This is a genomic window from Citrobacter sp. Cpo045, assembly GCF_030332875.1.
Lineage (GTDB): Bacteria > Pseudomonadota > Gammaproteobacteria > Enterobacterales > Enterobacteriaceae > Citrobacter > Citrobacter portucalensis.
Genome location: NZ_JAOWGZ010000103.1, coordinates 184554 through 204852, shown reverse-complemented (window position 1 = coordinate 204852; position 20299 = coordinate 184554). Strand labels below are relative to the sequence as shown.

At 52.0% G+C, this 20299-nt stretch carries 20 protein-coding genes; 10 read left to right on the top strand and 10 right to left on the bottom strand.

All coding sequences use genetic code 11. From position 1 onward, the window contains the following. Positions 1-59 precede the first annotated feature (59 nt). The gene (locus OGY13_RS16950; RefSeq protein ID WP_003034893.1) at positions 60-929 is read right to left on the bottom strand and encodes a MurR/RpiR family transcriptional regulator; all 870 of its coding nucleotides are present in this window, start codon (positions 927-929) and stop codon (positions 60-62) included. Between the two features lie 364 nt (positions 930-1293). Between OGY13_RS16950 and zwf the strand changes: the two genes are divergently transcribed. The 3 genes from zwf to kdgA all read left to right on the top strand — a co-directional run bounded on the left by zwf (position 1294) and on the right by kdgA (position 5490). Next, complete coding sequence (gene zwf / locus OGY13_RS16945; RefSeq protein ID WP_003833817.1) at positions 1294-2769, top strand: glucose-6-phosphate dehydrogenase; 1476 nt, start codon at positions 1294-1296, stop codon at positions 2767-2769. Between the two features lie 233 nt (positions 2770-3002). Further along, complete coding sequence (gene edd / locus OGY13_RS16940) at positions 3003-4814, top strand: phosphogluconate dehydratase (RefSeq protein WP_213752280.1); 1812 nt, start codon at positions 3003-3005, stop codon at positions 4812-4814. Positions 4815-4848: 34 nt separating this feature from the next. Then, positions 4849-5490 (top strand): bifunctional 4-hydroxy-2-oxoglutarate aldolase/2-dehydro-3-deoxy-phosphogluconate aldolase, encoded by a 642-nt coding sequence (gene kdgA, locus OGY13_RS16935; protein WP_003034901.1) that lies wholly within the window; start codon positions 4849-4851, stop codon positions 5488-5490. 67 nt (positions 5491-5557) lie between these two features. On the opposite strand, the gene purT is transcribed toward kdgA, so the two are convergent. Next, positions 5558-6736, bottom strand: a complete 1179-nt coding sequence (purT, locus tag OGY13_RS16930) for a formate-dependent phosphoribosylglycinamide formyltransferase (RefSeq protein ID WP_213752279.1) — start codon at positions 6734-6736, stop codon at positions 5558-5560. 132 nt (positions 6737-6868) lie between these two features. Between purT and yebG the strand changes: the two genes are divergently transcribed. The 4 genes from yebG to ptrB all read left to right on the top strand — a co-directional run bounded on the left by yebG (position 6869) and on the right by ptrB (position 10529). Next, on the top strand, positions 6869-7159 hold the full coding sequence (yebG, locus tag OGY13_RS16925) for a DNA damage-inducible protein YebG (RefSeq protein WP_032943780.1): 291 nt from the start codon (positions 6869-6871) through the stop codon (positions 7157-7159). 121 nt (positions 7160-7280) lie between these two features. Then, positions 7281-7634 carry a protein YebF gene (yebF, locus tag OGY13_RS16920; RefSeq protein WP_020996626.1) on the top strand — a complete coding sequence of 118 codons (354 nt, stop codon included), beginning with the start codon at positions 7281-7283 and terminating at the stop codon, positions 7632-7634. Positions 7635-7728: 94 nt separating this feature from the next. Beyond that, complete coding sequence (locus OGY13_RS16915) at positions 7729-8388, top strand: tellurite resistance TerB family protein (protein ID WP_032943779.1); 660 nt, start codon at positions 7729-7731, stop codon at positions 8386-8388. Between the two features lie 86 nt (positions 8389-8474). After that, positions 8475-10529: an oligopeptidase B gene (gene ptrB, locus OGY13_RS16910; protein WP_213752278.1), complete on the top strand. Its 2055-nt coding sequence runs from the start codon at positions 8475-8477 to the stop codon at positions 10527-10529. On the opposite strand, the gene exoX is transcribed toward ptrB, so the two are convergent. From exoX to OGY13_RS16895, 3 genes are all read right to left on the bottom strand, one after another. Next, positions 10520-11182 carry an exodeoxyribonuclease X gene (gene exoX / locus OGY13_RS16905; protein ID WP_003833802.1) on the bottom strand — a complete coding sequence of 221 codons (663 nt, stop codon included), beginning with the start codon at positions 11180-11182 and terminating at the stop codon, positions 10520-10522. The genes ptrB and exoX overlap by 10 nt on opposite strands. Positions 11183-11205: 23 nt before the next feature. Continuing rightward, complete coding sequence (locus OGY13_RS16900; protein ID WP_008785043.1) at positions 11206-11862, bottom strand: carbon-nitrogen hydrolase family protein; 657 nt, start codon at positions 11860-11862, stop codon at positions 11206-11208. A 106-nt stretch (positions 11863-11968) separates the two neighbouring features. Continuing rightward, the gene (locus OGY13_RS16895; RefSeq protein ID WP_003034925.1) at positions 11969-12199 is read right to left on the bottom strand and encodes a DNA polymerase III subunit theta; all 231 of its coding nucleotides are present in this window, start codon (positions 12197-12199) and stop codon (positions 11969-11971) included. A 143-nt stretch (positions 12200-12342) separates the two neighbouring features. On the opposite strand from OGY13_RS16895, the gene yobA reads away from it, so the two are divergent. From yobA to OGY13_RS16880, 3 genes are read left to right on the top strand one after another with little or no spacing between them, the layout of a single operon-like run. Beyond that, a complete protein-coding gene (gene yobA / locus OGY13_RS16890) occupies positions 12343-12717 on the top strand; it encodes a CopC domain-containing protein YobA (RefSeq protein WP_003833799.1) in 375 nt (124 codons plus the stop codon). A gap of 3 nt (positions 12718-12720) precedes the next feature. Then, on the top strand, positions 12721-13593 hold the full coding sequence (gene copD, locus OGY13_RS16885; protein WP_032943772.1) for a copper homeostasis membrane protein CopD: 873 nt from the start codon (positions 12721-12723) through the stop codon (positions 13591-13593). Between the two features lie 20 nt (positions 13594-13613). Next, positions 13614-13952: a YebY family protein gene (locus tag OGY13_RS16880; RefSeq protein ID WP_032943770.1), complete on the top strand. Its 339-nt coding sequence runs from the start codon at positions 13614-13616 to the stop codon at positions 13950-13952. Positions 13953-14288: 336 nt separating this feature from the next. Here OGY13_RS16880 and OGY13_RS16875 read toward each other — a convergent pair whose 3' ends face one another. The 5 genes from OGY13_RS16875 to OGY13_RS16855 all read right to left on the bottom strand — a co-directional run bounded on the left by OGY13_RS16875 (position 14289) and on the right by OGY13_RS16855 (position 20253). Next, positions 14289-15374 carry a tyrosine-type recombinase/integrase gene (locus OGY13_RS16875; protein ID WP_213752277.1) on the bottom strand — a complete coding sequence of 362 codons (1086 nt, stop codon included), beginning with the start codon at positions 15372-15374 and terminating at the stop codon, positions 14289-14291. Beyond that, positions 15343-15615: an excisionase gene (locus OGY13_RS16870; RefSeq protein ID WP_213752276.1), complete on the bottom strand. Its 273-nt coding sequence runs from the start codon at positions 15613-15615 to the stop codon at positions 15343-15345. Before OGY13_RS16870 ends, OGY13_RS16875 begins: the two co-directional genes overlap by 32 nt. 64 nt (positions 15616-15679) lie before the next feature. Then, a complete protein-coding gene (locus tag OGY13_RS16865; RefSeq protein WP_019076930.1) occupies positions 15680-15922 on the bottom strand; it encodes a DUF4060 family protein in 243 nt (80 codons plus the stop codon). A gap of 39 nt (positions 15923-15961) precedes the next feature. Further along, on the bottom strand, positions 15962-17002 hold the full coding sequence (locus OGY13_RS16860) for a RecT family recombinase (protein WP_213752275.1): 1041 nt from the start codon (positions 17000-17002) through the stop codon (positions 15962-15964). A gap of 14 nt (positions 17003-17016) precedes the next feature. Further along, the gene (locus tag OGY13_RS16855) at positions 17017-20253 is read right to left on the bottom strand and encodes a RecE family exodeoxyribonuclease (protein WP_286637793.1); all 3237 of its coding nucleotides are present in this window, start codon (positions 20251-20253) and stop codon (positions 17017-17019) included. Positions 20254-20299 lie beyond the last annotated feature (46 nt).

The window sequence follows — 20299 nt, the reverse complement described above, 5'->3', positions numbered from 1 at the left end:
AACATTAACGGTAAAATGAACGACCCGGATGATAAAAGGGTAGAACATTGTTATTGCTTTTAGCGGTCATCACTCTTGATGAGTAATTCTTTATCAAAACGCGATTCCTTGAGCGCTTCCTTGACACGCTTCAAGTTATCTCTAAATTTTGCCCCTCGGCGCAAAGTAAATCCTGTAGCCAGCACATCTATCACGGTCAGTTGAGCAAGTCGAGAGACCATGGGCATATAAATGTCAGTATCTTCCGGCACATCGAGGGTAATAGCCAGCGTGGCTTCACGCGCCAGTGGCGTCCCGGGAGAGGTGAGGGCGATAACCATAGCGTCGTTTTCCCTTGCTAACTGCGCCAGTTCAACCAGACTTTTGGTTCTTCCGGTATGAGAAATAAGCACAATGACGTCGTCGTCGCTACAATTCATACAACTCATCCGTTGCAGGACAATGTCGTCGGAATAGATTACCGGTACGTTAAAGCGGAAAAATTTGTTCATCGCGTCGTGTGCGACCGCGGCGGAAGAACCTAAACCAAAGAAGGCGATTTTCTTCGCCTGGGTTAACAAATCTACCGCCCGGTTTACCGCCGCGTTATCCAGCGACTGACGAACGTGGTCAAGGCTTGCCATCGCCGATTCGAAGATTTTCCCCGTATAAGATTCTACGCTGTCATCCTCATCCACATTGCGATTAACATAAGGAGTACCATTTGCCAGACTTTGTGCCAGATGCAGTTTAAAATCAGGGAAGCCGCGCGTATCCATGCTACGACAGAAACGGTTCACCGTCGGTTCGCTGACGTTGGCTTCTACAGCAAGCGCAGCGATGCTTGAGTGAATTGCCCGCTCGGGAGAGGCAAGAATAATGTCGGCGACTTTACGCTCTGACTTGCTCAAATGTTCCAGTTTTAACTGGATTTTTTCCAGCATATTCATGATGTAGGTAGACTCATGGGTCATGGGCAAAAACGATTTCAACGATAAGGAGAAATCGAGCGGTAACTCTGGTAGATAGTACCCCTGCTAGTGCAGCAACGGGGCAAAATGGACAAAATAGTTGTTGTTTTTTTTCATTACATGATCGGAGTCGGATTTTCATACTTCTTCATGGGTACGAAAAAGACGACTTTTTTATCCATTTTGATGGGTTATACGCCAATAAAGCGGCTGTTCGCGGTAACAGCACGGCTGGATAAGCGTTTACGGTTTCCGGATTCACGTAAAAGCAGTACAGTGCACTGTAATAAAATTACAACCAGTGTCTGGCAAAAGCACCAGGCACTTAATTGAGGAGAATGACATGGCGGTAACGCAAACAGCCCAGGCATGTGATCTGGTCATTTTCGGCGCGAAGGGCGACCTGGCGCGACGGAAATTGCTGCCTTCCCTGTATCAACTGGAAAAGGCCGGCCAGATTAACCCGGATACCCGCATTATTGGGGTTGGGCGTGCCGACTGGGACAAAGCAGCCTATACCAAGGTTGTGCGCGAAGCGCTCGAAACCTTCATGAAAGAAAAAATTGATGAAAGTTTGTGGGAAACCCTCAGCGGTCGTCTTGAGTTTTGTAACCTGGATGTCAACGACACCGCCGCGTTTAAGCGTCTGGGCAAAATGCTGGATCAAAAATCGCGTACCACCATCAACTATTTCGCAATGCCGCCGAGCACCTTTGGCGCGATCTGCAAAGGTCTGGGTGAAGCAAAGCTGAATGCTAAGCCTGCCCGCGTGGTGATGGAAAAACCGCTGGGTACATCACTGGCAACATCCCGTGAAATCAACGATCAGGTTGGCGAGTATTTCGAAGAGTGCCAGGTTTACCGCATCGACCACTATCTCGGCAAAGAGACGGTACTGAACCTGTTGGCACTGCGTTTTGCCAACTCCCTGTTTGTGAATAACTGGGATAACCGCACTATCGACCACGTAGAAATTACCGTGGCGGAAGAAGTGGGCATTGAAGGGCGCTGGGGCTACTTTGACCAGGCCGGTCAAATGCGCGACATGATCCAGAACCACCTGCTGCAGATCCTGTGCATGATCGCGATGTCTCCGCCGTCCGATCTGAGCGCCGACAGCATCCGTGATGAAAAAGTGAAAGTACTGAAATCACTGCGTCGCATCGATCGTTCGAACGTACGTGAAAAGACAGTTCGTGGTCAGTACACCGCCGGTTTTGCCCAGGGCAAAAAAGTTCCGGGATACCTGGAAGAAGAAGGCGCAAACAAGAGCAGCAACACGGAAACGTTTGTGGCGATCCGTGTGGATATCGATAACTGGCGCTGGGCGGGCGTACCGTTCTATCTGCGTACCGGTAAACGTTTACCGACCAAGTGCTCTGAAGTGGTGGTTTACTTCAAAACGCCTGAGCTGAACCTGTTCAGAGAATCCTGGCAGGACCTGCCGCAGAACAAGCTGACTATCCGTTTGCAGCCTGATGAAGGTGTCGATATCCAGGTACTGAACAAAGTGCCGGGGCTGGATCACAAGCATAACCTGCAAATTACCAAACTTGACCTGAGCTACTCCGAAACCTTCAACCAAACGCATCTGGCCGACGCTTATGAGCGCCTGCTGCTTGAAACGATGCGCGGCATTCAGGCGCTGTTTGTGCGTCGAGATGAAGTTGAAGAAGCCTGGAAGTGGGTCGATTCTATTACCGAAGCCTGGGCAATGGACAACGATGCACCGAAGCCGTATCAGGCCGGGACCTGGGGACCAGTTGCCTCTGTGGCCATGATTACCCGTGATGGTCGTTCCTGGAACGAATTCGAGTAAAATATCATCTAGCTCATAGGTGTTATTTTACCGGTAACATGATCTAACACAGATTGTAGAATAATTTTTGCACTTTTAAGCTCCGCGTGGATTCACCCGCGGGGCTTTTTTTATTACACTGCCTGAAACGATTTTGCCCCTGAGCTACGGCTAACAAGCGATTCAGCTGTTTTTAACCCAACTGAAACACATTGTTGATCCAACGCTCTGACAGATAAATTTTAGGAGCCTCTATGAATCCGAATTTGTTACGCGTAACAAAACGTATTGTCGAACGTTCTCGCGACACGCGTTCCGCCTACCTTGCCCGTATTGAACAAGCGAAATCGACTACCGTTCATCGTTCACAACTGGCGTGCGGTAACCTGGCGCATGGTTTTGCTGCCTGCCAGCCGGATGACAAGGCCTCGCTGAAAAGCATGCTGCGTAACAATATCGCGATCATTACCTCCTATAACGACATGCTTTCCGCGCATCAGCCGTACGAACATTATCCGGACATCATTCGTAAAGCGCTGCATGAAGCCAATGCGGTAGGCCAGGTCGCTGGCGGTGTTCCTGCGATGTGCGACGGTGTGACCCAGGGACAGGATGGGATGGAGCTTTCGTTGCTGAGTCGCGAAGTGATTGCGATGTCGGCTGCTGTCGGCCTCTCACACAATATGTTCGACGGCGCGTTATTCCTTGGCGTGTGCGACAAAATTGTCCCGGGGTTGGTGATGGCGGCACTGTCATTTGGTCATCTGCCTTCGATCTTTATTCCCTCCGGCCCGATGGCGAGTGGTCTGGCGAACAAAGAAAAAGTGCGTATCCGTCAGCTGTATGCTGAAGGCAAAGTCGATCGCATGGCGCTGCTTGAATCCGAAGCGGCGTCTTATCACGCACCGGGGACCTGTACGTTCTATGGCACGGCAAACACCAACCAGATGGTGGTGGAGTTTATGGGGATGCAACTGCCAGGGTCCTCATTCGTACACCCGGATGCCCCGCTGCGCGAGGCGTTGACCGCCGCGGCTGCTCGTCAGGTAACGCGTCTGACCGGCAACGGCAATGAATGGATGCCGATCGGTAAAATGATCGATGAAAAAGTAGTGGTGAACGGTATTGTCGCGCTGCTGGCGACCGGGGGGTCAACCAACCATACAATGCACCTGGTTGCGATGGCGCGCGCAGCCGGGATTCTGATTAACTGGGACGACTTCTCCGATCTGTCCGATATCGTGCCGTTGATGGCGCGTCTGTATCCGAATGGTCCGGCAGATATTAACCACTTCCAGGCAGCGGGTGGCGTGCCGGTGTTAATGCGGGAACTGCTGAACGCGGGTCTGCTGCATGAAGATGTGAACACCGTTGCCGGGTTTGGTTTGTCGCGTTACACCATGGAACCCTGGCTTAACGATGGTGAGCTGGACTGGCGCGAAGGGGCAGCGAAGTCTCTGGACAGTAATGTGATTGCTACCATCGATCAGCCATTCTCCCACCACGGCGGTACCAAAGTGCTGAGCGGTAACCTCGGACGTGCTGTGATGAAAACGTCGGCGGTTCCGGTAGAAAATCAGATAATTGAAGCGCCCGCGGTTGTTTTTGAAAGTCAGCATGATGTATTGCCGGCCTTCGATGCGGGACTGCTCGACCGTGATTGCGTAGTCGTTGTGCGCCATCAGGGACCAAAAGCAAACGGAATGCCAGAATTACATAAACTCATGCCGCCACTTGGTGTATTATTGGACCGTTGTTTCAAAATTGCGTTAGTTACCGATGGACGACTTTCAGGTGCTTCAGGTAAAGTGCCTTCAGCAATCCATGTAACCCCAGAAGCCTACGATGGCGGGCTGCTGGCAAAAGTACGCGATGGCGACATCATTCGTGTGAATGGACAGACAGGTGAATTGACGCTGCTGGTTGATGAAGAGGAACTTGCTTCTCGTCAGCCTCACATTCCTGACCTCAGCGCATCGCGCGTGGGCACAGGCCGTGAAATGTTCAGCGCGTTGCGTGAAAAGCTGTCCGGTGCGGAACAGGGCGCAACCTGTATCACTTTTTAAGACTTATTTTGTAATCAGGCGAGAGAAAACTCTGATGAAAAACTGGAAGACAAGTGCAGAAGCAATCCTGACCACTGGCCCGGTTGTACCGGTTATCGTGGTTAATAAACTGGAACACGCAGTGCCGATGGCAAAAGCGCTGGTTGCAGGCGGCGTGCGCGTTCTGGAAGTGACCTTACGTACCGCATGTGCGATGGATGCCATTCGCGCGATCGCAAAAGAAGTTCCGGACGCTATCGTTGGCGCAGGTACTGTACTGAATCCGCAACAGCTGGCTGAAGTGACCGAAGCCGGTGCGCAGTTTGCTATCAGCCCGGGCCTGACCGAGCCGCTGCTGAAAGCCGCAACGGAAGGCACTATTCCGCTGATCCCTGGTATCAGCACCGTGTCTGAACTGATGCTGGGTATGGACTACGGTTTGAAAGAGTTCAAATTCTTCCCTGCTGAAGCAAATGGTGGTACCAAAGCGCTGCAGGCAATTGCGGGTCCGTTCTCTCAGGTGCGTTTCTGCCCAACCGGCGGTATCTCTCCGGCGAACTACCGTGACTACCTGGCACTGAAAAGCGTGCTGTGCATCGGTGGTTCCTGGCTGGTTCCGGCGGATGCGCTGGAAGCGGGTGATTACGATCGTATTACCAAGCTGGCTCGTGAAGCAGTAGAAGGCGCGAAGCAGTAAGCCGTTAATGCGTAAACCGTAGGTCGGATACGGCATCAATGCTTTATCCGGCCTACGGGTCTGGTTTTTATCCTGCGACTTTCACCTGTGCGGCTGCGTCTTTCGCGCGTATCACCGCATCTTCAATGCTCTGCGCTGTGGCCAGCACAACGCCCAGACGACGGCTCCCGTCGATTTCCGGCTTGCCAAAGAAACGCACTTGCATACCCGCACCTACAGCGGCTTGCACGTTCTCAAACGTGATATTCTGGCTGGTAAGTTGCGGCAGAATAACGGCGGAAGCAGAAGGTCCATACTGGCGGATTTCGCCAACGGGCAGACCGAGAAATGCACGTACGTGCAGGGCAAACTCAGACAGATCCTGCGAAATTAAGGTCACCATACCCGTGTCGTGAGGGCGAGGGGAGACTTCGCTGAAAATCACCTCATCACCGCAGACAAACAGCTCCACGCCAAACAGTCCGTGACCGCCCAGCGCCAGTACCACCTTGCGGGCAATCTCCTGCGCGCGCGCCAGCGCCAGGTCACTCATCTGCTGCGGCTGCCAGGACTCGCGATAATCGCCATCTTCCTGGCGATGACCTACCGGCGCGCAGAAATGCACACCATCAACGGCGCTGACGGTTAGCAGGGTGATTTCAAAATCAAAATTCACTACGCCTTCGACGATAACGCGTCCGGCGCCTGCCCGGCCTCCCTGTTGAGCATAGTTCCACGCCTCGGTGAGCTGATCGGCTGAACGGATAAAGCTCTGCCCCTTGCCGGAAGAACTCATTACCGGCTTCACAATGCAGGGATAGCCGATTTCGGCAACGGCCTCACGAAATCGTGTTTCGGTGTCTGCAAAACGGAAAGATGATGTGGGTAAAGACAATTCTTCGGCTGCGAGGCGACGGATTCCTTCCCGGTTCATGGTCAGTTGGGTCGCTCGTGCGCAAGGCACAACGTGTTGACCTTCCTGTTCCAGTTTGATCAGCATATCCGTGGCAATCGCCTCTATTTCCGGCACAATGTAATGTGGTTTTTCACGTTCGACAAGCTGGCGTAATGCCTCGCCATCCAGCATGTTAATTACGTAGGAGCGATGGGCAACGTGCATGGCTGGCGCGTCGGGGTAACGATCCACGGCAATGACTTCCACACCCAGGCGTTGGCATTCAATCGCCACTTCTTTACCCAGTTCACCTGAACCTAATAACATCACTCGCGTTGCTGCGGGACGCAGCGCTGTGCCTAATAACGTCATAAATTAATCCCCTGTTTTATCTGGGCGCAGTATATACGAAAACGTTTGCGTCTGTCTTTATTACCAGGTTGATTTCAGGGCTTAAAAAGAATATACTGTACATAAATACAGGTAATTTAAGAGGCTGCAAAAATGGCGGTTGAAGTTAAATACGTAGTCATTCGGGAAGGTGAGGAAAAAATGTCGTTTACCAGCAAAAAGGAAGCCGATGCGTATGACAAAATGCTGGATACAGCAGATCTGCTCGACACATGGCTGGAGCAATCGCCGGTAGCGCTCGAAGACGAGCAGCGTGAAGCTCTTTCCCTGTGGCTGGCTGAGCAAAAAGATGTGCTGAGCGCCATTCTGAAAAACGGCAAGCTGCCTTCGCCACAGGCTGTCGAAAACGATGCACACACTGAGGATGATACTCAGGCTGCCTGAAACGACTTGCGCTCCTGACGTTTTGTACCATGCTTTTCCCTGAATCATTGTGCAATCCCTGACTTTATTTCACGTTGCCGCAGGCAACCTGAAGGACGAAGGGGAGATTAAGGAGAAAAGAATGTATAAAAAAAGAGCGTTATTGAGCCTGCTGTTATTGTCTGCCAGCGTATCGGTATTTGCGGCAAATATGGAAAGCAAGAATGTTCAGTTCCCCAAGTGCGAAGGACTGGATGCTGACGGTATTGCGGCAAGCGTGAAACGTGACTATCAGCAAAATCGCATCGCGCGCTGGGCTGACGATCAAAAACTCGTCGGGCAAGCCGACCCTGTCGCCTGGGTCAACACGCCCGATATTACGGGCAAAGACGGGAAATGGTCAGTTCCCCTGACGGTTCGCGGTAAAAGCGCGGATATTCACTATCAGGTAAAAGTCGACTGCAAAGCCGGAACAGCGGAGTATCAGCCGCAGTAACGCAGGTATTTGCACATCTTTTGATGACCTGAACACTTCCTGACATCCCCTCGGGTACGCTTTGATGATTATTCGTCTGTACTTGAGGGGCAAAATGGCTAATTGGCTGAATCAACTACAATCTCTTCTTGGGCAAAAAGGATCCTCCACGTCATCTTCTGGCGAGCAAGGGCTGAGTAAACTTCTGGTTCCAGGCGCGTTAGGCGGTCTGGCAGGATTACTGGTTGCCAACAAATCTTCACGTAAATTACTGAGTAAATACGGCACCAGCGCGCTTCTGGTGGGCGGCGGCGCGGTTGCCGGTACCGTGTTATGGAACAAATACAAAGATAAAGTTCGCGCTGCGCATCAGGATGAGCCGCAGTTTGGCGCACAAAGCTCACCGCTGGATGAGCGAACTGAACGTCTGATCCTGGCGCTGGTTTTTGCGGCGAAAAGCGACGGTCATATTGATGCTAAAGAACGAGCGGCCATTGAGCAGCAGCTTCGTGAAGCGGGCGTGGAAGAGCAGGGCCGCGTTCTGATTGAACGAGCCATTGAACAACCGTTAGATCCCCAGCGCCTGGCGCAAGGGATCCGCAACGAAGAAGAAGCGCTAGAAATTTACTTCCTGAGCTGTGCGGCGATTGATATCGACCACTTTATGGAGCGTAGCTATCTCAATGCGCTGGGCGATGCGTTGAAGATCCCGCAGGATGTTCGTGAAGGTATTGAACAGGATCTCAAAGAACAAAAACAGGCTTTACCGGGTTAATTACTTACCGCTAAGGTGCATGTTTCGCTTGCATCATTGCTGTCTTTTGCCACCCTTATAGGATGTTTAAGCAAAAGAACAATGACATGCTACCAAAAGCTTCTCGTATTCCCCACGCCATGACGCAGCATGGCGATACTCGTGTTGATAATTATTACTGGCTGCGAGATGACACCCGATCGCAGCCAGAAGTGCTGGATTATCTGCAACAAGAAAATGCGTATGGCCGCCAGGTTATGGCCTCGCAGCAGGCTTTGCAGGATCGCGTCCTGAAAGAGATTATCGACCGTATCCCGCCTCAGGATGCTTCCGCCCCCTATGTGAAGAATGGTTATCGCTACCGGCATATTTATGAACCGGGGTGCGAATATGCTATTTATCAGCGTCAGTCTGCCCTCAGTGAAGAGTGGGATGATTGGGATACTCTGTTGGATGGGAACCAGCGCGCGGCACACAGTGAGTTTTATACGCTGGGAGGACTAGCGATATCTCCGGATAACACCATCATGGCGCTGGCGGAAGATTATCTCTCTCGCCGGCAATATGGCGTGCGTTTTCGCAACCTGCAAAGCGGCAACTGGTATCCGGAAGTGCTGGAAAACGTCGAAGCGGATCTGGTCTGGGCGAATGATTCTCAGACATTCTATTACGTGCGTAAGCACGAAACAACGTTATTGCCGTATCAGGTGTGGCGACATACGGTCGGCTCGCCATCGTCACTGGATGAGCTGGTGTATGAAGAAGCCGATGATATGTTTTATGTCAGCCTGCATAAAACCACCTCGCTACACTATGTGGTTATTCATATCGCCAGCGCGACCACCAGTGAGGTTTTACTGCTTGACGCAGAACTGGCGGATGCCGAACCGTTGGTCTTTTTAGCGCGACGCAAAGACCATGAATACAGTCTCGATCACTATCAACACAATTTTTATCTGCGCTCCAACCGTCAGGGGAAAAATTTCGGCCTGTATCGTACCCGCGTTCGTGATGAGCAAGCCTGGGAGACGCTGATCCCTGCGCGCGACAACGTGATGCTGGAGGGCTTTACGCTATTCACTGACTGGCTGGTGGTAGAAGAGCGTCAGCGCGGCTTAACCAGCCTACGACAGATTAATCGTAAAACGCGCGAAGTGGTCGGGATCGCCTTTGACGATCCGGCTTATGTGACCTGGCTTGCCTATAATCCAGAGCCGGAGACATCGCGCCTGCGCTATGGCTATTCCTCCATGACCACCCCGGACACGTTGTTTGAACTGGATATGGACACCGGGGAACGTCGTGTGCTTAAGCAGACGGAGGTCCCCGGATTTGATGCAGCGAATTACCGTAGCGAACACCTATGGATAACCGCGCGTGATGGCACCGAGGTTCCGGTTTCGCTGGTTTATCATCAAAAGTATTTCCTGAAAGGAAAAAATCCGTTACTCGTTTATGGCTATGGCTCATATGGCGCCAGCATGGACGCCGATTTCAGCAGTAGCCGTTTGAGTTTACTGGATCGTGGCTTTGTTTATGCTATTGCCCATGTGCGTGGTGGTGGTGAATTAGGACAACAGTGGTACGAGGACGGTAAGTTTCTGCACAAGAAAAATACTTTTAATGATTACCTCGACGTCTGTGATGCGTTGCTAAAAATGGGCTATGGCGCGCCTGAGTTATGTTATGGCATGGGCGGAAGCGCCGGAGGCATGTTAATGGGCGTCGCCATTAATGAACGCCCGGAACGCTTCCATGGTGTTATTGCTCAGGTGCCGTTTGTCGATGTGGTAACCACAATGCTCGATGAATCAATTCCCCTGACGACCGGTGAGTTTGAAGAGTGGGGTAATCCGCAGGACGAAGAGTATTACACCTATATGAAAAGCTACAGCCCGTATGACAATGTAACCGCGCAGGCATACCCACATCTGCTGGTCACGACGGGATTACACGATTCCCAGGTGCAATACTGGGAGCCAGCAAAATGGGTGGCAAAACTGCGTGAGCTGAAAACGGACGATCGTTTGCTGCTACTTTGCACGGATATGGATTCCGGACACGGCGGTAAATCCGGGCGTTTTAAATCTTACGAAGGCGTGGCCCTTGAGTACGCTTTTTTGATTGGACTGGCGCAGGGAACGCTGCCTACTCAGGCGTGATCCAAATAGTGTTTTAGCGTTAATCGCAGTTCCGGGCTCATATTGTCAAGGTTATTAAATAACCAGCGCAGATAGCCCGGATCGCGTTCAGCTACTTCTGATACCGGTTTTCCGCGGTACTTACCAAAAGTGAAAGTAGTGAGTAACGCGGGACGGCCGGTAATATCGACCATTTGATCGGCTGTCCAGCCTGACGTCTGCATGATGTCGATCAGCAATGCCGCAGTAATGTAGCAATCGTACAGGGCGCGGTGATGGTGGAGACCCGCTGGCGTCTGGACGCTCAGCTTGCGCGATTTATACAGCGCCATGTTGCTGTATTTGATCCCCGGCCACAACCGACGGGAGAGCTTCATGGTGCAAATCCATTCCCCGGGCATATCGGGCAATACGCGGCGGTCAAAGCTGGCATTGTGCGCCACGTACCATTCGCTGCCGTAATACTGTGGGATGACGTCTTCAATCCATGGCTTATCGGCCACCATTGCTTCAGTAATGCGATGTATAGCCATCGCCTGTGGGCTGATGGGGCGGTCAGGGCGTACCAGGTGGCTCATGGGGTTGACTATTTTTCCGTCAACCACGTCGACAGAAGCAATTTCAACAATGCCTCCCTGTAGACCACAGGTTTCTGTATCTATTATGCGCAACATGCCATGCTCCTGACCCAAAACGACTAGCGTAATGGAATGATATCACCTTGCCAACCCCGTGGCGTGCGTTGGCCGGTTAACAGCAACGAACCGCTGTCTGCGCGAACAATCAATCGACCTCGTTCATCCCATAACGCACTGCTACCCCGCGCATTGGCCATTAATACCGCGATGGCGAATTTATGTGAGAAACTTTGTAGGCGAGATGTAGAGGAGAGCAGTTCCGGTTCACTGACTGACTGGCAGCTGGTGAACAGCGAATAAGCCGGGTCGATATCAATGCCTTCCGGTTGGCTATCTACAACGCTGATGGCATTTCGCTGTCTGGCAATACAGGCCCCGTGGCTCTGATGGAAGGTTAATGGCGAAGTCATCCAGGGAGAGAAAAGCGCAATGCCTTTCACGAACCGGTTGTTATGTTCTACCGGTAGTCCCGCAATTATCGTCATGCGATAAGTCGCGGCGGCATGTGCGAGAGGTTCTAACAGCGCTTCATCGGGTGGGGCAGGAAGCGCGTCATTCTCATCAACACAACCCAGCAATGAGAGGGAAGGGAAGACCAGCAATTCACATTGGCATTGAGCTGCCGCATGAATGAATTGCAGGTGATGCGCGACATGTTCGGTAACTGAGGTGTGAAGAGGTTCGTATTGTGCTGCTGCGATTTTCCAGTATGACATAATGATTTCCTTTTCATAGTGTCTACAACCATCCTTAATGTGTGGATTAAGAATATGCTTATACTGTAGCTGGCGTCATGTAAGGAATCGTAACGTAATATAAGTTTTATTTAACTTTAGGCTCGTAAGGTAAACGTGAAAGCGAAACGGATGCCAGGCGGTGCGCGATGAGTCTTTCGCGGAACCAGTCGCGTAAATGCTCTGGCTGTTCGCGTTCAACAACTTCTGCAACAACGGGCATATTGTATCGCTCCTTAAATGCCACTCCAGCCGCAGCCAGATCGACATTGACCTTATCCATTTCCGCTTGCTCAAGTTTGGCCAGATTGATGTTCATGGGCTTCTCCTTTTCTCTGTCTTTCGGCGCGCAAAGTTACTAAGAGTGTGCGTTAATGGCAAGACAGAAATGATGATTCTCGACTCGACCATTGTAGAAGGTTATTCTCTACAGGTTAGACATAACAAAAAGGAATAGTTGAAATGGCTTCATCTGCATCTATGCTTCGCAACGCGCTCATCGTACTCGCCAGCGTTCTGGCAACACCTGCGGCATTGGCGCATGCCCACCTCACAAAACAAAGTCCGGCGGCTAACGCTGAAGTGGCGGCATCTCCTCAGGCGTTGACGCTGAATTTTTCTGAAGGCGTAGAGCCGGGATTCAGCGGTGCAACGCTGACCGGTCCTAACAAAGAACAGATCAAAACGGGCAAGGCATCGCGCAGTGAGCAGGACAAAACGCAGCTGATTGTTCCGCTTGATCAAACGCTTGAAGCAGGAAAATATACGGTCGACTGGCACGTTGTCTCCGTGGATGGTCACAAGACGAAGGGGCAATATACCTTTAGCGTGAAATAACCAATGCTGGCATTTACCTGGGTTGCACTACGGTTTATCCATTTTACCGCTTTGATGCTGGTGTTTGGCTGTGCGCTTTACGGCGCATGGCTGGCCCCCGTTTCGGTTCGTCGTTTAATGATGCGTCGTTTTTTACGTCTGCAACGGCATGCTGCAACGTGGAGCTTTATCAGCGCGACGCTGATGCTGGCGATTCAGGGTGGGTTAATGGGCTCAGGCTGGAGGGATGTTGTCTCTCCAGATGTTTGGCTCGCCGTGTTGCAAACGCAATTTGGCGGCGTCTGGTTATGGCAGATTATCCTCGCGTTGGTCACGCTGGTGGTGACCATCATGGTGCCGCGCAGTATGCCGCGACTGCTGTTAATGCTGACAATTGCGCAGTTTATTTTGCTGGCTGGCGTCGGACATGCGACGCTGCACAGCGGTATCCCTGGCGCAATCCAGCAGGTTAACCACGCCTTACATTTGGTATGCGCTGCCGCCTGGTTCGGCGGTTTGCTGCCCGTACTTTACTGTATGCGAATGGCGCAAGGTCGCTGGCGGGAACAGGCCATCAGTACCATGATGCGCTTCTCACGCTATGGGCATCTTTTCGTTATCGGTGTTTTACTAACCGGTATTATGAATGCGCTGTTTATTGTCGGTTTTTCTGTTCCCTGGCACATGGCTTACGGGCGACTGCTTTTGTTAAAAGGTGCCCTGGTCATGTTAATGGTGGCGATTGCGCTGGTGAATCGGTATGTTCTGGTACCACGCATGCGGCAGGATAACCGCGGCATGACTCTCTATTTTATTTGGATGACCAAGCTGGAATGGGGTATAGGAGCCGTTGTGCTGGCGATTGTCAGCCTGTTTGCAACCCTTGAACCTTTCTGATTAATGGACTGGCGAAACGCATGAAAAAAATCATTATCTCTTTATTACTCCTGGCAAGCTCCGGAGCCGCGCTGGCTGCGCCGCAGGTCATTACCGTCAGCCGTTTTGAGGTTGGCAAAGATAAGTGGGCGTTTAATCGGGAAGAGGTGATGCTGACCTGCCGTCCAGGTAACGCGCTGTATGTCATCAATCCCAGTACGCTGGTGCAATACCCGTTGAATGATGTCGCCAGACAGCAGGTGGAGAGCGGAAAAGTCACGGCAAAGCCGATCGAGATTATCCAGATCGATGATCCTGCGAAACCGGGCGAAAAAATGAGCCTGGCACCGTTTGTAGAGCGTGCAGAAAAGCTCTGCTAATTGCCAGATGTAGCGCTCTGATTTCCAATAAAAAACCGCAAGGATCTCGCAGGAGAACTTGCGGTTTTCGCGTTTGGATGCGTAACAGACGTCCTTTTTTTCCGGCCACTTTAGTCGCGGACTGGAAAACCTGGCGCTGTCATCTATTCTTAAATGGCAGGGTAACTTAGCCTGCATTAATGCCAACTTTTAGCGCACGGCTCTCTCCCAAGAGCCATTTCCCTGGACCGAATACAGGAATCGTATTCGGTCTCTTTTTATGTGCTTGTTTTCGTTGTGTTTTTTCGGTGCCATCACGAAATCCCACGAAAATTACTCGAAATTTCCATATCCTGTCTAAACCATAACATATTCTGCACCGCGTGCGTCCAGGTATTTTTTGGTCATTGTTAAATTTTTATGCCCCAGCAGTCTCTGTGCGAAATCCTCTCCGCGCTCCCTTTCATACAGCCTGCTCGCCAAGCTCCTGATCTCATGGAAAGGAGGAGGGTTGGGGCCAAACTTTAACTCTGTAGAATCCCGGATGTCAGAAAATGCCTGGGTAATTCCGTCCGGAGTTAACGGACCAGGCTTCCTGCCTCCACGCCTCACCGCTGAATACAGCATGAAGTCTGACGGGTTGTTTTTACGACAACGGTCGATAACATCCTGCAGCACCAAATCAGCAGAGTCCAGTCGCAAATCAAGTGGCAACGCCAATTTGTGACCTGTCTTTTCCTGCGTGACAAACAACCTTCCATCCCTGATATCGCTGAATCTGAACAACGATACGTCCTCTCTTCTTTGCCCGGTGACAAGTGCCAGATCACATGCGTTTGCAGCCCATTCGGAATGGGCGGTTGCGGCATCCCTTATTATCTCGAACTGTTCAAGTAGAAGACGCTCGCGCTTAACTTTTGGTGTCGGTGTTCTTGTCGGCTCAGCCGGATTCCTTTCAATATGCCCCTCGACAATTGCTTCCCTGAAAATATCCAACAACACCGAACGTAGTCCGGAAGCCATGCTCTTCTTGTCGCAGAGTATGTAACTCTCAAGGAAAGTAGATATATCCTTAGTGCTGACCGCCGATAGCGGCATACGTCCGAATTCATCACTGATAGTGGCGATCTGGTTGCGCCTGACCTTCATCGTGTTTGGCTTCAATTCTCTTCGCTCAAGAATTACTTCGTAGCGCTCAAGCCACGCTTTCACCGTAAATGTTGGTGTTTCCTTTATGCGGTCCAGCAGCGCTGACGGAAGGTAATTCTGTTCGATGTAGTTATTGACTTCGATGGCCTGAGAAATGGCGTCCTTTCTGTCGATCCGGCCAAGAGATAGCTCTTGACCGGTAATCGGGTTTCGCCAGCTATAAAGCCTGTCTCTTTTACGATAGGTCAGGTTACGGGGCAGGTTAGCGTCGTAACGAACAGGCCTTTTCGCCATGAGTCAGTCTCTCCAGTAGAGTGCCGCCAGTTGGCAGCGATATGCGTTTTGCTTTGTGACGAAGGTTCTTTTTGCTCGGATCCACATAGATGGCATCTGGCTGAACCTTATATTCTTTGCCATGAAGTTCCGGAGCAGGGTAAATACGTCCCTCCCGCGCCCAGCGGCGAAGTGTTGAAAGAGACGGTGGGGTTGAATAAGTTGAATTCGCCCATTCCTGCAGATTAAGAAGCTTGGCCATACTACCTCCGGCTTCCGGCAACTTATTATAGAGCCGCCGGAAAACTGTTAATGAAAAATCGTTATCAACTCACCTGACCTGGCAGGGCGCGCAACCGGCGCATACCTGTCATCGCCGTGGCCACGTAGCTCGCCTTACGGTTCACCACTTCCACCCAGACCTTCACACCTTCAACTCTCACCGTGTACGTCTCCTTCATCTTGCTGCGGCCATAGTCGCCGTAGCGTTCGTGATGAGTGGCCAGTGCGATATCGCATGCCTGACGCGCTAACGGGGATTGCTGATTTGCACGGTTAATTAGTCGCATTACATCTCCTCAGTGGGAGGGCGAACCCTCCCAACCCAGTTAGCCAACGTATTCCGGTTTCATATCCGCCAGGGTGATGCTGAACTGATCGTGCAGCTCGTCGCCAAGATGACGTTTCGCCGTTGCAAGAACTCGCTCAACTTCCCCAAACCGTTCAGCTGCATCCGGTTCGTCCGGAGACGGCAGAGAGTTGATCGCGGCTTCAACCTTGTTACGTGAATCAACCAGGTAATAGCGTTTCACTGCCTTATTCTTCAGCTCGGTGAACAGGGCAGACCCGAGCGTGGCCTTCGCGCTTTCGATATCAGCGCGCAGTGCTTTTGCACTATCAACATCCTGAGCAGCATCGATGCGTTCGCGGAAATCATCAGCCAGTGAGTCGATATTTACCGACGATTCCTGTGCGCTTTGCGTGGTTGTGACGGTGTCACCTGAGATATCAGCCAGGTTAACGTGCTTCGGTGCTGGGTTAATCTCTTTCTCAGTGCGTGGCTCAACTTCATCTGGACTGTAGACGCCGAGGATGACTTCTGGGCAGTACAGGCGAGCCCAGTACTTCACTGCCAGATAAGCGATCTGCTGCTTCGGCGCTGTTTTCCACAGTGGCGAGTTACGTGTGGTGATATCTGCCAGGTAGATTGGCTCGCCCCAGGTGATTTCTTCTTCTCCGCGCAATACGGCGCCAACCCGGATAAACAGACCTAATTCATCACGACCGTCTTTTTTCCCGGCGATCTTCTCCCAGTCACCGCCGTACTCGTAATGGAAGCGGCCAATAATGGCGCTGGAACTGGAAATCACTGCGTTAACCAGTTGCGCTTCGTAACCCAGAACGCCGTTGACCAGGTGCGTTTTCTGGGCAACTGCGTATGGGTTCATTCCCCACTGCATAGCCTGCATGACGATCGCCATACAGTCGGCGGGCTTCCCCGCCAGGTGTTTGGGGACGGTGACGGCAGACTGCGCCATCAATTCAGCGAAAGAGGTAAGCTGGCCGAGCGCCTGCACGTTGAATACAGCGTTGCTGGCGGAAATGGTGTTAGGAGCCTGCTCAGTCGTAATGATGTTGGTATTTTGCATGGTCAAATCCTCCCTTAAGCCAGACGCAGCGCTTCAAGGCGGCGCAGGTCGAAGTCGTTCAGTTCGTCGGTGTAATCAGCGGTGATCGGCGCTGGCCATTCGCCAGTGTCAAAGCCGGTAGCGATAGCGCGCATCGCCTTGCGGTATTCGAGCATGCCTAGCTCCAGCAGTTCGGCGGATGCCTCGATGATGGCGATCCAGTGGTAGTTCTCGTCTTTGTTGACGAAAATCCAGAAGAACTGGTCCAGTGCCGCGGTCTCGCAATACATGGCGGCGCTCAGGTGGTAGTCACGGTCGATGATTTCCCGGTGCAGTTTGGCGCGCAAACCTTCCTGTTTAATGTTCCACATGCTGATGGTTTTCAGGTCGGCACCGATGCGAACGCCGTCCAGGTCGATCTCCAGATCAGGACGAACGCGGACTTCCAGACCGGTTTCGTCGTCAAAGCCAAAGTAGCTCACCTCAACAGCGCGGCTCGGATGCTGAAGCAACATGCCTGCAGTTGGGTGTTGGAACAGGGCTTTCTGAATGGCCAGCGCGGTGCTCAGTTGCTGACGGGTGACCAGCACTTTTCCTTGCGGATTCTCGCGCCAAGCATCCAGCAATTCGTCGGCGAAGACCGCGTCCGGATTAACAGACTTCACGGCCTGTATCAGGTCTGATTTGGTACCGGACACTTTCAGTGGTTGGGGCTTCTGCGCCTCCTGTGCAACCAAGTCAGGATTGATGATTGCCAGTTGCTCGAGCAGCGCGTCACGGCTACCGCTGGTTTTCACCTGCGGCGGCAGGGTGGCGTTGTATTCTTTGATGCAGGCTTTCATCGCCGCTGCGGTTTGTTTCTGGCCATCTTCAATTCGCTGGAACTCCGCGGGCAGCGCCATGTAACTCTGTCCGGTTTCTTCAAGCGAAGCGCCGAGCGGCACCTGCGGCGGCAGGGTGGCGTTGTATTCTTCCAGCAGCGCTTTGATGTCGTCGGCAGACAGCAGCGCCGGCAGGCTAGCGTTGTGCTCATCGATAAACGCGCGGATCGTTGCCGTCGTGGTGAACGCACCTTCCGGGATTACAGGTTCAACGCTGAATTCGGCGTCCAGTTGTTCTGGTTGCAGCGCCAGCGCATGCACCAGGTTGCCCATGTCCAGCACCGGAGAGCGCTCTTTGACGATGGTCTTCTCTACGTGGCGGGCATTGAAGTACATCAGGGACACGCGCGCGTCTTTCACCTGCGTGGAGCTGATGCCGTTGGCGCCGTGGTAAACCTCGTTCGGCAGACCTTCATAACGGCCAGGTTCGAAGTAAGCAGGGTACACAACAGCCGGTTCGTCTGATTGCGTTTCTGGCTCGGTTTGTGCCGAAACCGGTTCGGTTTGGTTTACAGAATCGCTATTATGGGCGACAGAATCCGTATTCTGGTTCACATCGGCTTGCTGGCCGGTATGTGACTCTTCACCAGTTTCCAGATTGCTTTCGCCTGACTGCACTTCATTACCAGCCTGTTCTTCATCACTGACAGCTTCTTCCATCTGCACATTGCTGGTGGTGTCCTCATTAACTGGTGAACGGTCATCTGTATGTGTTTGTTGATCACCCATCAGGCCATCAATGGAGAATACGCCGTTGCCCATGTTGGCGATTTGTGGCTGTTTCGCTGCTGTTTTCTGCTCCGCAGCGACCTGCTCATTAACCTCATTTTCCCAACTGACGTCCGGCGCATGACCAGCATCAGCTAGCGTTTCTTCTGAGGGGTTTGAGTGGTCATTTTCGGTTAGATTGGCATTGATATATGCCCGCAACCGCCCAGGAAAGTTAACCAATTCGGATGATGTGCCGCGGATGAGTGCAAAGATGGCGGCGCGTGAATAGTCCAGGATGCCAGCGGTTTTGCGCAGCGCCTCAGACCATTCGCTAAACGGACTTTCTTTCTTGCTGACAATCTCTTTAGCGCGACGGTAGACCCCACCAGGAATGTCGTAGATATTGAAATCCATTGGCAAGGTGGCCAGCGCAATTTCAACATCCAGAGTGTCCAGTGTGTGGACGTAGTCGGTATTGCGATCGGTCTTATTTCCACCGCCAGCATTGGTTTTGACGTCAGTGCGTTGAATCTGCGCAACACGGTTGCCTTTCTGCCATTCCTTGACCAGCAGGCCGCGATCGATGTATTCAGTTTTGAACCACACCGTCAGGAACTGGATAACTGTTGCCAGCTCCGGTTTTTTACCGTCGACAGAGAAGACTTTCTTAACGGCATTCACGACCTTATGAATATCGTGCTCAATGGCTTTTTTGAATGCTTCCACATTCTCTGCAGCCAGCAACAGGTTCTGGATGTACGTGTCATCAGTATCCATCTCAAGGCGGACAATCTCGTTTTTCTGCCCAGCGTCGATGTGATAGAGATATTCACCATCACCGATGAACTGAGCCAGTACACGCTGACGGAATGGCAGGGTGGCTACGACGATCAGGTTCGGCTGATCTGGCTGCTGAGATTGTTCTTCGGGACCGACTTCATCACCAACGCTGGTGGTTTCAGTTTTGAGCAGAGGAAACTTTCCACTGCGCCAGTCTTCAACCAGTTGATTGCGATCACCTGCTTCTGCGTTCACCCAGTCAGACATGAAAGCAGCGATCACTTCAAGTTCGTGCTCTTCACCATGTTCGAATATGTCTTTAATCGCCTGAATCATTTTCCACTCAGCATTCAGGCTGAGTTCGCCAACTTCAGGTACATCATTTTTAGCCAGCAGCAGGTTCTGGAGATAGATATTGCCTTCGTCCAGTGACATTTCGCTGGCAACCAGCTGTTGCTCTTTGGTGACGTGAGTCTGGTATTTACCGCTCATCAGGTGGAAGGCAAAACGGACTGCTGGAGTGCGGTTTTCTAACGATACAATCTCGTCAGCAGTCGCTACTTCATTGGTGGTTTCCACAGTGGCAGGGGTAGTGGCTTCAACGGAGCCAGTAGATTTACCAGCGGCTTTTGGCAGCCAGGTGCGACCATCATCCTGAAGTTCGTAACGCTCACACCATGTGAAATCAACTTTACCTTCTTCCGGCAGGCCATCAACAACCGGGAAATCAGTGCGAATCGGTTTGGCATAGTCCTTGCCGCGACCCGTTTCGATGCCAGCATCTTCCAGTGCAACATCCAGCATCAGGTTGGCGCGAGCCTCGGTTTTCGCAGTGAACCAGACCACTGCGTCTTGCTTGCCGGATTTCTGAGTAGCCTTGGCTACATAAAAGAATTCCATGTGAGATCCTCTTTTTTGGGTGTTAGAATCCCCGGACCATTGATAG